General features: G+C 32.7%; 12 protein-coding genes and 1 tRNA gene. 8 read left to right on the top strand and 5 right to left on the bottom strand.

From position 1 onward, the window contains the following. Positions 1 to 124 precede the first annotated feature (124 nt). From J4T76_RS11010 to J4T76_RS11000, 3 genes are all read left to right on the top strand, one after another. Positions 125 to 649 (top strand): HugZ family pyridoxamine 5'-phosphate oxidase, encoded by a 525-nt coding sequence (locus J4T76_RS11010; protein WP_267346329.1) that lies wholly within the window; start codon positions 125 to 127, stop codon positions 647 to 649. A 262-nt stretch (positions 650 to 911) separates the two neighbouring features. Beyond that, positions 912 to 2474 (top strand): glutamate--cysteine ligase, encoded by a 1563-nt coding sequence (gene gshA / locus J4T76_RS11005; RefSeq protein WP_267342032.1) that lies wholly within the window; start codon positions 912 to 914, stop codon positions 2472 to 2474. Position 2475: 1 nt separating this feature from the next. After that, complete coding sequence (locus J4T76_RS11000; RefSeq protein WP_267342031.1) at positions 2476 to 3264, top strand: endonuclease/exonuclease/phosphatase family protein; 789 nt, start codon at positions 2476 to 2478, stop codon at positions 3262 to 3264. Here the strand turns inward: J4T76_RS11000 and J4T76_RS10995 are convergent. From J4T76_RS10995 to rnhA, 3 genes are all read right to left on the bottom strand, one after another. Further along, positions 3236 to 4498: a transglycosylase SLT domain-containing protein gene (locus J4T76_RS10995; protein ID WP_267342029.1), complete on the bottom strand. Its 1263-nt coding sequence runs from the start codon at positions 4496 to 4498 to the stop codon at positions 3236 to 3238. The two genes, J4T76_RS11000 and J4T76_RS10995, sit on opposite strands and share 29 nt — an antisense overlap. A 42-nt stretch (positions 4499 to 4540) precedes the next feature. Then, on the bottom strand, positions 4541 to 5269 hold the full coding sequence (gene gloB / locus J4T76_RS10990) for a hydroxyacylglutathione hydrolase (RefSeq protein ID WP_267342028.1): 729 nt from the start codon (positions 5267 to 5269) through the stop codon (positions 4541 to 4543). 100 nt (positions 5270 to 5369) lie between these two features. Then, positions 5370 to 5849 carry a ribonuclease HI gene (rnhA, locus tag J4T76_RS10985; protein ID WP_267342027.1) on the bottom strand — a complete coding sequence of 160 codons (480 nt, stop codon included), beginning with the start codon at positions 5847 to 5849 and terminating at the stop codon, positions 5370 to 5372. A 193-nt stretch (positions 5850 to 6042) separates the two neighbouring features. On the opposite strand from rnhA, the gene dnaQ reads away from it, so the two are divergent. The 3 genes from dnaQ to J4T76_RS10970 all read left to right on the top strand — a co-directional run bounded on the left by dnaQ (position 6043) and on the right by J4T76_RS10970 (position 7794). Beyond that, a complete protein-coding gene (dnaQ, locus tag J4T76_RS10980; protein WP_267342026.1) occupies positions 6043 to 6777 on the top strand; it encodes a DNA polymerase III subunit epsilon in 735 nt (244 codons plus the stop codon). 113 nt (positions 6778 to 6890) lie between these two features. Beyond that, positions 6891 to 6967, top strand: a tRNA-Asp gene (locus J4T76_RS10975). A gap of 464 nt (positions 6968 to 7431) precedes the next feature. After that, on the top strand, positions 7432 to 7794 hold the full coding sequence (locus tag J4T76_RS10970; protein WP_267342025.1) for a YbaN family protein: 363 nt from the start codon (positions 7432 to 7434) through the stop codon (positions 7792 to 7794). Between the two features lie 93 nt (positions 7795 to 7887). Here the strand turns inward: J4T76_RS10970 and J4T76_RS10965 are convergent, their stop codons facing one another. After that, positions 7888 to 8943 (bottom strand): hypothetical protein, encoded by a 1056-nt coding sequence (locus J4T76_RS10965; RefSeq protein WP_267342024.1) that lies wholly within the window; start codon positions 8941 to 8943, stop codon positions 7888 to 7890. Between the two features lie 519 nt (positions 8944 to 9462). Here J4T76_RS10965 and J4T76_RS10960 point away from each other — a divergent pair. Beyond that, positions 9463 to 12237 carry a flavocytochrome c gene (locus tag J4T76_RS10960; protein ID WP_267342023.1) on the top strand — a complete coding sequence of 925 codons (2775 nt, stop codon included), beginning with the start codon at positions 9463 to 9465 and terminating at the stop codon, positions 12235 to 12237. 85 nt (positions 12238 to 12322) lie between these two features. After that, positions 12323 to 13783: a DASS family sodium-coupled anion symporter gene (locus J4T76_RS10955; protein ID WP_267346334.1), complete on the top strand. Its 1461-nt coding sequence runs from the start codon at positions 12323 to 12325 to the stop codon at positions 13781 to 13783. A 74-nt stretch (positions 13784 to 13857) separates the two neighbouring features. Here the strand turns inward: J4T76_RS10955 and J4T76_RS10950 are convergent, their stop codons facing one another. Then, positions 13858 to 15384 carry a Ppx/GppA phosphatase family protein gene (locus tag J4T76_RS10950; protein ID WP_267342021.1) on the bottom strand — a complete coding sequence of 509 codons (1527 nt, stop codon included), beginning with the start codon at positions 15382 to 15384 and terminating at the stop codon, positions 13858 to 13860. Between the last annotated feature and the right edge of the window lies 1 nt (position 15385).

Here is a 15385-nt window from a genome sequence, read left to right as displayed (position 1 = left end):
GCAATTTTATTATAATTTCTCATTCAGATAACATTTTATTTCAAATTATGTAAACAATTAATATTATAAAATATGGTGTAATAAGCTAAATAAAATATACAATTAAATCAGATAAGGAGCTTTTATGGCAGAATCCAAAACTAATAACGTTCAAGATACAATAGATAGCTTACATGAAACAGTATTAACAGTTATCCTGTCGACTATAAATAAAGATGGAGAAGTGGAAACCAGCTATTCACCTTATTTTTTTGATGGAAATGATTATTATGTACTTATTTCTAATTTAGCACCACATGCTCAAAATATGAAAACAAATCCTCATATTTCTTTTATTATTATTGATGATGAAGCTAAAACAAAAAATATTTATGCTCGTAAGCGTTTAACTTCTCAAGCAATAGCTGAAATTGTTGATAAAGATTCTAATGTTTTTGAGAAGGTCATCGATCAAATGGCGAAACGAGTCAGTAAAATGGTTTATATGCTTTGTGAAATGAATGATTTTAACTTATTTAAAATTAAACCAATAAAAGGTCGCGTTGTTATTGGTTTCGGTAAAACCTATCTTATCGATCATCAAAACAAAATGATAACGCCTGTCGATGAAACTTATGTTGCTAACCAAAAAAAGCAAAGCGATAATTAGCACATCACAAATTATTTTAAACAATAGAGTCGGTAAATTATCGACTCTATTGACACTCATTATATTTTTGAAAAGCAGATGAATGTTCATTTGTCGTGTTTATCATTAACAAATCTAATATTATGGAAAAATAGATGAATTGATCTTTTTTGATGAAAATAAACATTAATTTATTGGTTATGTACTGTCAAAATAGCCTATGGAAGGCTGTAATTTATGTTAATATGGCAAAAATCAATCTTATCTAAGGAAACGCAACATTATGATACCTGATGTTTCTAAAGCACTTAGCTGGTTAGAAAAACACTATACTATTTTACAAGGCATTCAACGCGGTGTTGAGCGAGAAACTTTACGTATTTTACCTGATGGTTCCATATCAAAAACACCTTTCCCAACCAATATTGGCTCGGCACTTACTCACCCTTGGATCACAACTGATTTTGCCGAATCACTGCTTGAATTCATTACACCAGTGAATACCAATATTGATTACATGTTAACGTTTTTGCGTGACTTGCATCGCTACGCTAGTATTAATATTGGAGAAGAGTTGATGTGGCCCTTAAGTATGCCATGTTTTGTAGCAACTGAAGATGACATTATTTTGGCACAATATGGATCATCGAATGAAGGGCGTTTCAAAACGGTTTATCGTGAAGGTTTAAAAAATCGTTATGGCGCAATGATGCAAACCATTTCAGGTGTTCATTATAATTTTTCATTACCCATGGCATTTTGGCAAGCTAGAGATGGAGTAAAAAATACTGAAGAAGGTAAAGCTGTAATTTCTGAAGGCTATTTTACTTTGATTCGAAACTATTATCGCTTTGGGTGGGTTATTCCTTATTTATTTGGTGCCTCTCCATCTTTATGTTCATCATTTATTCAAGATCCAGAAAAAGCAAAATCTTTTATTGAACAAACAAATGGAAATTGTTATCTGCCTTATGCGACATCGTTAAGATTAAGTGATATTGGCTATACAAATAATGCTCAAAAGCAGTTAGGTATTACATTCAATCATTTAGATACTTATGTTGAGGGTCTTAAACGAGCTACACATACCAAATCACCTCACTTTAGTAAATTAGGTATTAAGGTAGATGGTCATTATCGTCAATTGAATGATAATGTCTTGCAGATTGAGAATGAGTTTTATGCACCAATTCGCCCTAAAAGAGTTCCAAGATCTGGAGAATCACCTTCTGATGCTCTTATGCGTGGGGGTATTGAGTATATTGAAGTGCGAGCTTTGGATATTAATCCTTTTTCACCTATTGGTATTACCGAAGAACAAATTCGTTTCATCGATCTATTTTTAATTTGGTGTGCACTAGCGCCAGCTCCAGAAATGAGTAGTGAGGAACTTGAGTGTTCAAAAATAAATTGGAATCGAGTCATCATGGAAGGGCGTAAACCAGGATTGGAAATAGGTATGGGCTGTGGCAGTTATCGAGAACCATTATCAAAAGTAGGGCATAATTTATTTAAAGATCTGCTTAGAGTTGCGGATGTTTTGGATCATAATGATAAACACCAACAATATCGAAAGGTTTGTGAAAAGTTAGATGTCATGTTTGACCAACCTGAATTAACTTTATCTGCTAGAACCCTTGAAGCTATCAGTGATTTAGGCACTTCAAAATTTGGGTTAGTGCTCGCATCTCAATATAAAAAACAACTTTCAGCAGAACCTTTAGCAATATTGACTGATAGCGACTTTGTTCAACAGCGCATTTTGTCTATTAAAAAACAACAAGATAAAGAGAAGAATGACACCTTATCTTTTGATGAATATGTGAAACAAAAAACAAATATTTAATATGTTCAAAAAACGCAATTATACATTAAGATATCAGGGAAATAGCGATGTTGAATTGATATTACCTAAAAATCACATAGTGGTTACTAAGCCACTGATTGATAGAGAGTATTTCTCAATTTTGGTTTGGAATATTTTTAAACAAAAAAGGGCGGAATGTATTAATATTTTGGAACTTTATGCCGATAAAGCTAAAATAATTTTACTACAAGAAGCCCAAACTACTACTCAATTATTGAATTTTATTTCACGACATAACAAAATAGCCGATCATGTTCCAGCTTATTGTTTAAACGATATTTATGCAGGTGTTATGACTATAACCGACAGTTTACCTACATCGATTTTGTCATTTAAGGAGAAAGAACCACTGATTCGGGTTCCTAAATCGGCGTTAATAACAATCTACCCTATTCAACATTCTACCCAACAATTATTGGTTGCAAACATTCATGCTGTCAATTTTAGTATTGGAGTTAAAGTTTATCGCCAACAAATGCATATTTTATTAAATCGTATCAGTGAGCATCATGGACCGGTGATATTGGCAGGGGATTTTAATGCGTGGAGTAAACAGCGACTAGATTTATTATTTTATTTAGTGAGTTCAATTGGTCTTAAATCAGTAAATTTTAGCATTGATATTCGAAAAACATTTATGGGAAGACCTTTAGATTTTGTCTTTTATCGAGGATTACAGCTTGATGCAGCGCAGATAATTAGTACAAATGCATCAGATCATAATCCTCTATATGTAAATTTTAAATTGGATTTGCATTCACAAGGTTAATTGTTAAAACATCTCCTTCTTTGACTCTTTGATTTTTTAGTTTGTTCCATAACAGCAGATCGGTAATTTTAACTCGATAATTTTGCGCAATACTATAGAGGTTATCACCCGCTTTCACCTGATAGGTTATTTGTGTATTGTTGCTGTTATTCTCTACAATTGAACTCACGGTTTTATTACTTAAATCACTATGCTGAATTGCTGATGATTTAACTTCAAACGGCATCGGAGCATGTGGTATATCTTGCAAAAGTTCAGTTATTTCGTTTGCTACAAGATTCTCGGCTTGTAATTTTTGATATAAACTTTTCGCATGAGTATGTGGAACAAGCAAATGGAAAGGACCATTTAGGGTTTGTTGTACATAGCCCGCATTATAGGTCGTTAACTCATTTAGTGACAGCCCTGTATATTTAGCAATTTTAGCTAAGGAAATGTTTTTAGTTATATCAATTCTGACAAGTGAATTCTCATAATTACAATCAGGTAATTTAACTCCATATCGAGCATTATTTTTAACAATATCAACTATTGCTAAAATTTTAGGGACATAGTGCATTGTTTCGTTTGGTAATTCTAAAGACCAATAGTCAGTTGATAATCCTCTCGCTTGGTTTTTTTCAATAGCTTTTCTTACACGTCCTTCACCAGCGTTATAAGCAGCAAGAGTTAATAGCCAATCGCCATTAAAGCGTTCATTTAGGTTTTGCAATAATGAAATGGCTGAACTTGTTGAAGCAATTAAATCACGGCGAGCATCAAAATAATGACTTTGTTTTAAGCCGTACTCTTTTGCTGTTATAGGTACAAATTGCCATAAACCAGCAGCTTGAGCGGATGAAGTCGCTAATGGATCATAAGCACTTTCAATTAATGGCACTAAAGCTAACTCAACAGGTAAATTATTTTTACGTAATTGATTAATTATATAATAAACATATGGCTCTGATCGCAATGCGATAGTTTCAAATCCTTGAGGATCACGTAATAATCGCTCTCTTTCAGCTTTAATGCGACTATTCTCTGGAACATTAACATTAATCTGATTGTTCATATACTGCCATGGATTCTGAGTGATAGATACATAATTACTATTACTGACAGTTTGTCTATTATTAGCTACGGTATTTTTTGAGTACTTTATTCTAACAACTGCATTATGGCGTGGTCCACTATACTGCTGACATGCACCTAAAAAAGAGCATAACATTGTAAATATTAATAATTTTTTCATTAGACAGACTAAATTCTATATTGTTTAAGATTACTATTATACCTAAAAATTATCTTTTAGGCTCCTAAAAAAAACAAACAACTCTAATTCATTGTTGAAATTAAATTTATCTTGTAAAGATTTTTCTTCGCATCGTAAAAATAAATTAATTCGTTTTTCGTTATTTAATGTAGAAGGTAACGTCACTGATCGATTACTCATACTATTAAAATAATGATTTATTTCCTTGTCATCAGGAACCATACTCTTAGCAAAATTTAAATTCGCTAAAGTAAGTTCATGTCCTGCACAAATAAAAGTATCATCAGGGAACTGTTTTAATTTTTTAAGCGAACACAACATTTGTTGATAAGTTCCTTCAAAAATTCTTCCACATCCAGCAGAAAATAATGTATCACCACAAAACAGATAAGGATGACAATAATATGCTAAATGCCCTAAAGTATGTCCAGGTAAAGGAATCACTTTAAAATAGAAATCACCAATACTAACTTCATGTTGATTAGTTAGATTGGTGATTGGTAACTTAATTTCACTGGGACCATAGATAGTTGCATTGGGATATTTGTTTTTTAGCTCGCTCACACCTCCAACGTGGTCTATATGGTGATGAGTAAGTAAAATTGCAAGTGGCAATAATTCATTTTGATTAAGATAATTAATCACAGGTTCGGCAGTACCTGGGTCAACGATGATGACCTGTTTACATGAATTTTCTAATAACCATATATAGTTATCTTTTAATGCCCGAATGGTATGTAAGTGAAACATTGATGATTGACTCCGTAAACATTACTGATTGCAATTGATTAAAAATTTACACTTATTATCAGTACTCTAATAAAACATACAAATTTAATACTCTCATTATTTACTTTTTATCAGATAACGATTGCTCAAATACAACATCGGATAAGTTCGGTGTTTCTGCCATGGATTTTGCAATAATATCACAACGTTCATTCTCGATATGTCCAGCATGGCCTTTTACCCAAATCCATTCAATTTTTTGAGTTTGGACCAGTTCGTCTAATCGAATCCACAAATCTACATTTTTAACCGGTTTATTATTGGATGTTTTCCAGCCGTTTTTTTTCCATCCATGGATCCAATTGGTAATCCCGTTGCGAACATATTGACTATCGGAATAGAGTTTTACTTGGCAAGTTTGTTTTAATTGCTCTAAGGCAACAATAGTGGCTAATAACTCCATGCGATTGTTTGTTGTTTTAAAAAAACCTTGAGATAAGATTTTTTCGTTTTGCTTATATTTTAATATTGCGGCATATCCACCTGGACCAGGATTACCAAGGCAAGAGCCATCTGTGTATATTTCAATTTGTTTTAACATTTTAATAATCTTTTAAAATAATCAACTAAAAGTTTGAATATGGATTTGATATAAAATAGTAAAGTATTTGTACTAATTTGATTAAATTATTCACTTCAATTTTTGAAGATATCAACATCAAAGAATTTTAGTGCTAGACTATATCACTATTTTGTTTTTCCCAACATTGATTAATACATAAAAAGAGAATAATGTGATAACTAATTGTAACCGCCAAATTGTATTAGATACAGAAACCACAGGTATGAATCAAGATGGCAATAATCATTATGAAGGACATAAAATTATTGAAATCGGCGCTGTTGAAGTGGTTAACCGTCGATTAACTGGCAATCATTTTCATGTTTATATTAATCCTGAGCGCTTAATTGATGAAGAGGCGTTTCGAGTTCATGGTATCAGTGACCAATTTGTGAAAGATAAACCGATTTTCAAAAATATAGCTCATGATTTTATTAAATTCATTGATGGTGCTGAGCTCGTGATTCATAACGCTTCATTTGATGTGGGATTTATGGATTACGAATTTCGTCTTTGTGGACTAGATTTTAAAACTGCCGAGCATTGTATCATAACTGATACTTTGGCTATGGCAAGACGCATGTTTCCGGGTAAACGGAATAATTTAGATGTGCTTTGTGAACGCTATCAAATCGATAATTCTCATCGAACCCTTCATGGCGCTTTACTTGATGCCGAGATCTTAGCTGAAGTCTATTTAGCCATGACTGGTGGGCAAACAACTTTATCTTTTAGTTCGGATGAACATCTTTCAAGTTTAACAGAAGGCAGTGCTATTAAAAGAATAGAACGTACAAATAATCCATTAAAGATCATCAGAGCCACCCAAGATGAGCTTTCTGAACATGAGTTAATTATAAAGAAAATCGAAAAGAAAAGTGGTAAGGCCATGTGGAAAATACATTAATGATGTTTTTATATGCAATTAAACCATGATTTAAAAAATATGATTGACGAATAAGAAAATAATCTTTAATATCACGCCTACTTTAATGTTGTTCATTAAAGGAATCAAAAAGCGGAGCGGTAGTTCAGTTGGTTAGAATACCTGCCTGTCACGCAGGGGGTCGCGGGTTCGAGCCCCGTCCGTTCCGCCAATTCTTAATCTCATCTATTCTTTTATTCTAAAACAATTCAGCAGTAAATTTCTTTATAGCTTCTGTATATGCATTTTTATTAATCATTTTTGGTCGTACAAATATACCTTCATAAACTTTAATGTTTTATATGCTATAGCTTATGTTTGATAAGATCAAAACAGTGAATTTTGTGTTAAGATCAATAACAAGCATAATATTGAAATATTATGATATTATTCTAACTCTAATTAAGTATATTTTACCTATGTTTAAATCGTTTTGATTCTAACAAAACACAAAACAATTTAAATACGTTTTTTATCTACAATAAAAAAACAAAAAAGATGAAACTTCTAATGGCTATAGTCAGTTCAGAAGAGGGATGATGAGGCTAATAGATGCATTAGAAAGTAGAGTATGAAAATGTTACTTTAGATTCAACGCCAATCGAATATTCAATTTACTCAGAGCTAAAATTTATAATGTTAAAAAAAAGTTTATTTATATTTTTAGGAAGTCTTTCTTTTGTTTTAGGAACAGTTGGCATTTTTGTGCCAATTTTACCTACAGTACCCTTCTATTTATTAACGGCTTATCTTTGGCTTAATAGTTCGGATCGCCTTTATGCTTATTTTACTAAAAGTAAATATTATCAAATTTATATACAAAAAATGTTTATTGAGAAAAAAGCAACACAATCAAGTTTATTTAAAATGCTGTTAATGGTGTTTGTTGCATTATTCATACCTTTTGTTATCTTTAACTCTTTACATGTTAGAATCATTCTTGTTATTGTTTTTTTAGCACACCTAATATTTGGTTATGTTATTTTTAACAAAAAATAAATAAAGGTAATCGGGTTAGGAATAAGATTAAATTAGGTTAAAAAGTTAAAGGGCATATAAGTTACCCTGTAACTTTTTTAATGAATGCCTTTATTATTGTTTTAGACTTTTTTTAATTTCTATCGCAAGTAAAGGATTCCACATTGCGCCTGTGGCACTCATTACCGCAGTAGCGCCAGCTTTTATAAATTCATTATAATGTTCGCTTGAACTTACACCACCAACACCAACAATTGCAAATTTTAATTCCATTTGTTGACGATATTTAGCTAAACGAGTCACCATATCTAAACCAGCCCAACGAATAGCATCGCCACAGATTCCACCTTCTTTTCTATTCTCACCTAATGCAGGATAACCATTTGTATCAACTGGTTTGGCAGAAAGGGTATTAATAGTACTTAAACCATCAATAATTGAGCCAACTCGTTTTAATAATGACACTATTTTTTCATCATCAGGAAAATAGGCTAATTTTAGAATAAGAGGGCGATCAGGTACCGCTATTTTTATTTCATTAACAATGCGTTCAACACTATCCACATCGAAGCAAAGTAGCTTACTTGCACCTTCGTTAGGGCAACTGAGATTCGCCTCAAGAATGGGTGAACCCGTTTCTCTGACTAATTTTGCTGCTAAGGCATAGTCTTTTTCAATAGCACCATTGCCTTGAGTACCTTGAAAGCTTCCGATAACACATTGACCAGTTCCCGCAGCTTTAACTGCTTCAGCCATATCTGGTTGCCAAACGTCTGGCGCAAAAGATGGAACGCCAAAAGAGTTAGTAATTGACAATGGTTGACTATAATTGGTATCAGCTAAGACTGTGTCAAGATTACAAGATAATTTACCTTTAGGGTGTACGGACAAAACATTGGGTAAAGGATGGCATTTATGCATCTTTGTTCTTACTGTTTTGTACACACATAAATCAAATCCATATACGAAAGCTGCTTTGATATAATTTGCATTTAATAATGGACCAGCAGGCATTCCAAAAGGTAAGTTTACATCAATATTTAGAAATTTAGTCCGCTGAGTTGGTACTTGTTCTGCCTTATCTAATTGATTGAAAAGTCCAAAAGGTCCTTGAGCATAATTATCTTCATAACTAATACTTGGATTATAAAAAGGGATCAAAGATTTCATGCTTGCTCCTGTTGTTTTTATACATAAATTGAATTTGTTTGATAATCTGAGATGAAAAGGAAAAAAAGAGAGGGTTAAAATAAAAAATCCTCCGAAATGGAGGATCATTAATTACAATAGAAAAAGAGTGATGTTTTAAAATTGCTTTCATTTTGTGTGTCTGTACCACAATCATCTACCGTCCCTTTCTACGTAAATTGTCAGGCATTTTAACCGATTAGAATTAAAGTTCAAGAATTAAGTAATAATAAAATTACAAGTAAATGAAATACTTACAGTGTTATTTTTTAGACTAATAATTCATATTTATTAATAAGAAATGGAAAACTGGTATAAAATGAACAACATTTAATTTTTTAAAAAGTAAATAATTTTATAATTTTTTAATAAATTTGAAATAATTTCTGTCGAAAAAATGATACAAAACTTACAAATGAAGCTATTGTCTGTAGAGGATGATGATTAATAATGTTATTATTGCCGTTATAAATAAATTTTAGTAATTATCAGGTACATAAAATGACAAAAAAAAATGCTTTTGAACCATTAACCTTACCTAATGGCATTGAATTAAAAAATCGCATAATTATGGCACCAATGACTACTTGTTCTGGATTTTATGAAGGTTCTGTAACTTCTGATTTAATTGAATATTACCAAGCAAGATCTGGAGAAATTGGTACCATTATTGTTGAATGTGGCTTTGTCGATAAAAAAGGTTTAGCTTTTCCTGGCGCTATTGGATTAGATAGCGATGATAAAATTGAGGGATTAGCAAAAATAGCTCAAGCAATCAAAGAAAAAGGTTCTAAAGCAATCATTCAGGTTTATCATGGTGGTAGAATGGTGGAGCCTAAGCTTATCGGTGGGCTTTCTCCTATAGGGCCTAGTTCAATTGCCGCACCAAGACCTGAAGCTGCTACACCAATAGAATTAACCGAGAACGAAGTAGATGAAATGATCGAGAAATTTGGACAAGCTGTTAGACGAGCTATCCAAGCAGGTTTTGATGGTGTAGAAATTCACGGAGCGAATACCTATTTAATTCAACAATTTTATTCACCTAATTCCAATCAACGCAATGACAAATGGGGGGGAAGTCGCGATAATCGTTCAAGATTCCCTTTGGCCGTTTTAGACATTACTCACAATATTGTTAAGCAGTTTGCGAACTCTGAGTTCATTATCGGTTATCGCTTTTCACCAGAAGAGTTAGAAATACCAGGCATTCGATTTGATGATACAATGTATTTGCTTGAGAAATTAGCCGAAAAAGGACTAGATTATGTTCATTTTTCAATGGGGGCTATTTTAAGATCATCCATTGTCGATATTGAGGATCCAACACCATTAATAAAAAAATATGTTGCAATGCGTTCTAAGACATTAGCTAAGATCCCCGTTGTAGGTGTGGGAAATGTAATAAACCAAACCGACTTAGAAACTGCCTTAGAAAATGGTTACGATTTAGTGGCAGTTGGCCGAGCCTGCATTGCCTATCCTGACTGGACTAGTAGAATTAAAAACGGTGAAAAACTTGAGTTATTTATTAATAGTGATAAGCGAGAAGAACTCAACATTCCTGTTCCTTTATGGAGTTTTTCATTAGTTGAAAGTTTAATTCGAGATGTAAACTTGAATAACAAAAAATTCAAACCAGGTAATTATCAAGAAAAAGTCAATGATGAGTCCTTTGAATTTACGATCAATGTTGAACTAGCAAAAGACTATATTAAAGATATGCAATTGGTTAATGCCAATAATTTTGATAATGATGTGTTGAGCAATTTTAATGAAATAAAAGAAAGAATCATTACTTCAAATAGTCCTCATGTCGATACCATTTCTGGTGCTACAACTCAATGTGAAGCTTTCAAAAAAGCGGTAACTAAAGCTATGGTTCAATCCAATAAAGATGCCATTCTAGCCGAAGGTGGTGATCCGAATGATAAATCCTATGATATTGTTGTTGTTGGAAGTGGAGGAGCAGGTTTAGCTGCAGCAATTCGTGCGCATGACTTAGGTGCAAATGTCGTAATTATTGAAAAAATGTCAGTAATTGGTGGAAATACTAATAAAGCTTCGGCCGGTATGAATGCAGCTGAAACAAAATTCCAGAAACTAAAAGGAATTAAAGATAGTAAAGATCTTTTCTATAAAGAAACAATGACTGGAGGAAAAAACAAAAATAACCCTGACTTATTAAGGTATTTTGTCGAAAATGCACCAGATGCTATCGATTGGTTAGATACAAATGGTATCACTTTAAGTGGTATTACTACAACTGGAGGAATGAGTATTGATCGAACTCATCGACCAGAAAGTGGAGCAGCGGTAGGTGGTTTTTTAATTAGTGGATTAGTTAAAAATATTAACAACCGTGGTATTGAAGTCATGCTTGATACAAATGTTACCGAAATTGTAACAGAAAATCATAAAGTAACCGGGGTAAAAGTTATCCAAGAAGATGGTTCAATTTATACAATTAAAACAAAAGCTGTTGTTATTGCTACGGGAGGATTTGGAGCAAATCTAGAGATGATTGAAAAATATCGACCAGATCTTAAAGGTTTTGTAACAACTAACCATAAAGGTGCAACAGGATCGGGAATTACAATCCTTGAAAAGCTTGGTGCTGGTACAGTGGATATGAAAGAAATTCAAATTCATCCAACTGTTGAACAAACAACCTCTTATCTTATTTCCGAATCGATTCGTGGTGGAGGAGCAATATTAATATCACAAAATGGAAAACGTTTTGTTAATGAACTCGATACGCGTGATAAAGTATCCAATCATATCAATAATCTAACTGAACATTACGCTTATATCTTATTCGATCAACAGGTTCGCGATGAGAATAAATCAGTGGAGGAGTATATTTCACGTAATTTAGTAATTCAAGCCAATACTCTTGATGATTTAGCAAAACAATTAAGCATTGATTCTAATACATTAACCGAAACAATAAAACGTTATGATAATTTTGTTATAAATAAACATGATGAAGATTTTGAACGAACAACAGGTATGCGTCACCCTATCAATAAAGCTCCATATTATGCGATAAAAATTGCACCCGGCATACATCATACAATGGGAGGAGTAACAATTAATGCGGAAACACAGGTTTTGGATACTCAAAATCATGTTATTGAAGGCATCTTTGCTGCTGGAGAAGTAGTTGGAGGCGTTCATGGCGCTAATCGTATTGGTGGAAATGCTGTTGCAGATATTATTATCTTCGGTTTACAGGCTGGCACAAAAGCTACAGATTATATTCATCATTATTAAATTAGTAATTTGAATATATCCCTATTTTGATAGAAGAGATGGTTCTATTGAAGCTTAACTATTTTTAAATAAGAAGGAAAATTCAATGCACACAATAAAAAAGCCACCTGTTAAATGGCTACCATTTATTATTATTGCTGCTATTTCGATCATTTTATGGTTATTTGTATTGCCTCCTGATGGGATTAGTACAGAAGGATGGCGAACAAGTATTATATTTGTAGCAACTATTGCCTGTATTGTTGCTGAAATTATGCCTATTGGCGCAATTGGTTTACTGGCAATTACCGTATTTGCAGTATTAAGACCATCTGGCGCAACTTCTGCTACAGAATCAATTAAAATCGCCTTAAGTGAATTAAATAGTACATTAATATGGCTTATTGTTATCGCTTTTATGATTGCTCGTGGTTTTATTAAAACTGGATTAAGCAAAAGGATTGCTTATTACCTTGTTAAAATTCTTGGCCGAAATACTTTAGGCTTAGCCTATGGTTTATCTGTTACCGATATTGCTTTAGCTCCGGCTATTCCAAGTACCACTGCTCGAGCCGGAGGGGTTATTTATCCAATTGCGGAAGCCTTATCCATTAACTTTAATTCGAATCCAAAAGATAACTCAAGAAACCGTATTGGCACTTTTTTAATGCTAACTATTAGCCATATTAATGATATTACTTCGGCTATGTTTTTAACGGCATTTACTGGAAATTTGCTCGCAGCTAAATTAGTGACATCTTCGCTTGGCATAACATTAGGTTGGGGTCAATGGTTTATTGCTGCTCTTGTTCCCTGTTTAGCCTCTTTTATTGTTATTCCTTTAGTTATCTATTTTTTAACTAATCCAGAGCTTAAGAAAACACCTGAAGCACCAAAATTAGCTTCTGAAGAACTCAAAAAAATGGGTGCAATAACAGGTAAAGAAATCATAATGGGAAGTACTGTAATACTGCTTTTAGGCTTTTGGATTTTTGGTGATAAGTTAAATATAGACTCAACCACGACAGCTTTTATTGGTTTAACCCTCTTAATTTTAACAGGTGTATTGAATTGGGAGGATATTAAAAGTGAAAAGGCAGCTTGGGATACCTTAATTTGGTTTGCCGCTTTACTTATGATGGCAGGACAAGTTAACAAACTTGGTGTAACAAAGTGGTTAGGTGATACAATAGGTAATGCAATAAAAGGGCATTTAGGTGAAAGTAGTTGGGTACTGGTTATTATTCTATTATGTACCGCGTATGTTTATTTACACTACTTTTTTGCCAGTGGTAATGCACATATTGCTGCTTTATTTCCTGTTTTTTTATCTGTTGCAATTGCACTTGGTGTACCGCAAATGATAGCCATCTTTGCGTTAGTTATTTGTACAAATTATTTTGGTTCAATTACACAATTTGCTAATGCTAGAAATCCATTATTATTCGCTGAAGGTTTTGTTCCAGTAAAAACATGGTGGAAAGTTGGTTTTATATGCAGTATTGTGAATTTAATTATTGTTTTCACCATTGGTTTATTATGGTGGAAGATGATTGGATTAGGCTAATCAAGAAAGATTTTTAATATAAAGAAATGTTTTTACGGCTAGTTTAACTAGCGGTAAAAACATATTAATCGAATTTAGTTAAATAGTTCTATTGATAACTTCCAGTCATTAACTGCATTCCAATATTTTTGTTCTTGTTCTAAATCAAGCAAAATAAGTTTATTATTTCCAATAAATGTCTCATCAATTTCTAAAGTAATATTTGTTATTTTATCTTCATCTAATTTCAAACGAAACGCATTTAAATTCAGGTCATTATTACGCTGATTATTGATTAATATTGATAATCTCAATATCTGCAATAATGGGATAATATGTTTATAGTCAAAAAGACTAAAATACGGCAAATTATCAATATTTATTGATTTCCTATGATAACGAACAAGAGAAGATAAAAGAAGTTGTTGTTCCTCATTAAATCCTGGAAGATTACTGTTTTGTAGAATATAACTTGAATGTTTATGTATAGAAGAAAAATTAATTTTTAATCCTACTTCGTGTAATTGCGCTGCCCAGTATAATATTGATTCTAAATGAATTGGAACAGTAACAGAAGACTGCCTTTTCCATTGTGAAAATAAATAGTTAGTGGTTCTTACAACCTGTTTTGCATGTCGCTCATCTATATTATAATGTTGAGAGAGAGACTCAGCTGTTGATTCTCTTATATCTCGAAAATTGATACCATCAATGAGTTCATACAATACCCCTTCACGTAAGGCACCTGGACAATATTGTAAAGCTCGTAACTCTAATGCATCAAAAACACCACTGAAAATAGCCAGGCCGCTGACAAAAACATTTTTTCTTTCATCAGAAAGAGAAGGATATTGAATATCAAGGAAAGATTCAAATTCTAAAATATAACTAATTAAATCATTTAATCGTTTTTGAGTTATAATTCCGTCACTGACACCCAAATCCAATAGTATTTTGTAAATGGATTTGATCGTACCAGATGTACCAAAAGCAACCCTAATATTCTGTTTTTTTATGGTATTAATAATACTTTCTATTTGTTGTGTTGCTGCAAGTTTGGCTCGTTGAAAAGATATTTTATCGATCTTTTTTTGAGAAAAAAATTGCTTCGTATAAGTGACACATCCCATTGGACGACTTGCAACGATGTAAGGTTTAAGATTATTACCTTTACCAATTGCTATCTCGGTCGATCCACCACCTATATCTATAACAAAGTTGGTACTGGTTTTGCTTGTCGATTCTGTAGTCATCATGCCAAGATAAATTAAGCGAGCTTCCTCTTGACCTGAAATAATTTCGACAGGATAGGGTATTATTTTAGCCGAAGCCGTTAAAAATGCCTGTTTATTTTTAGCAATGCGCAATGTGTGTGTTGCGACAATCCGAACATTTTCAATAGGAAAACCCTTTAATCGCTCAGCAAACAAAGCAAGGCATTCTACACCACGTTTAATACTTGACTCGCTTAATTCATTGTTATCATTTAATCCAGTAGCTAAATGAATATTTTTTTTACATTTATAAATGATTTGTGAAATGCCATTTACACTACGAGCGATGACCATATGAAAACTGTTTGACCCCAAATCAATAACCGCATATTCATTTAATTTAGTCACT

The sequence above is a fragment of the Gilliamella sp. B3022 genome, from assembly GCF_028751545.1.
Classification (GTDB): Bacteria; Pseudomonadota; Gammaproteobacteria; order Enterobacterales; family Orbaceae; genus Gilliamella.
This window is presented reverse-complemented; position numbering and strand designations above follow the sequence as displayed.

Excerpts from the sequence above, each read along its gene's own strand:
- J4T76_RS11010 (WP_267346329.1), top strand. The coding sequence starts at position 125 with ATGGCAGAATCCAAAACTAATAACGTTCAAGATACAATAGATAGCTTA.
- gshA (WP_267342032.1), top strand. The coding sequence starts at position 912 with ATGATACCTGATGTTTCTAAAGCACTTAGCTGGTTAGAAAAACACTAT.
- J4T76_RS11000 (WP_267342031.1), top strand. The coding sequence starts at position 2,476 with ATGTTCAAAAAACGCAATTATACATTAAGATATCAGGGAAATAGCGAT.
- J4T76_RS10995 (WP_267342029.1), bottom strand. The coding sequence starts at position 4,498 with ATGAAAAAATTATTAATATTTACAATGTTATGCTCTTTTTTAGGTGCA.
- gloB (WP_267342028.1), bottom strand. The coding sequence starts at position 5,269 with ATGTTTCACTTACATACCATTCGGGCATTAAAAGATAACTATATATGG.
- rnhA (WP_267342027.1), bottom strand. The coding sequence starts at position 5,849 with ATGTTAAAACAAATTGAAATATACACAGATGGCTCTTGCCTTGGTAAT.
- J4T76_RS10970 (WP_267342025.1), top strand. The coding sequence starts at position 7,432 with ATGTTAAAAAAAAGTTTATTTATATTTTTAGGAAGTCTTTCTTTTGTT.
- J4T76_RS10965 (WP_267342024.1), bottom strand. The coding sequence starts at position 8,943 with ATGAAATCTTTGATCCCTTTTTATAATCCAAGTATTAGTTATGAAGAT.
- J4T76_RS10960 (WP_267342023.1), top strand. The coding sequence starts at position 9,463 with ATGACAAAAAAAAATGCTTTTGAACCATTAACCTTACCTAATGGCATT.
- J4T76_RS10955 (WP_267346334.1), top strand. The coding sequence starts at position 12,323 with ATGCACACAATAAAAAAGCCACCTGTTAAATGGCTACCATTTATTATT.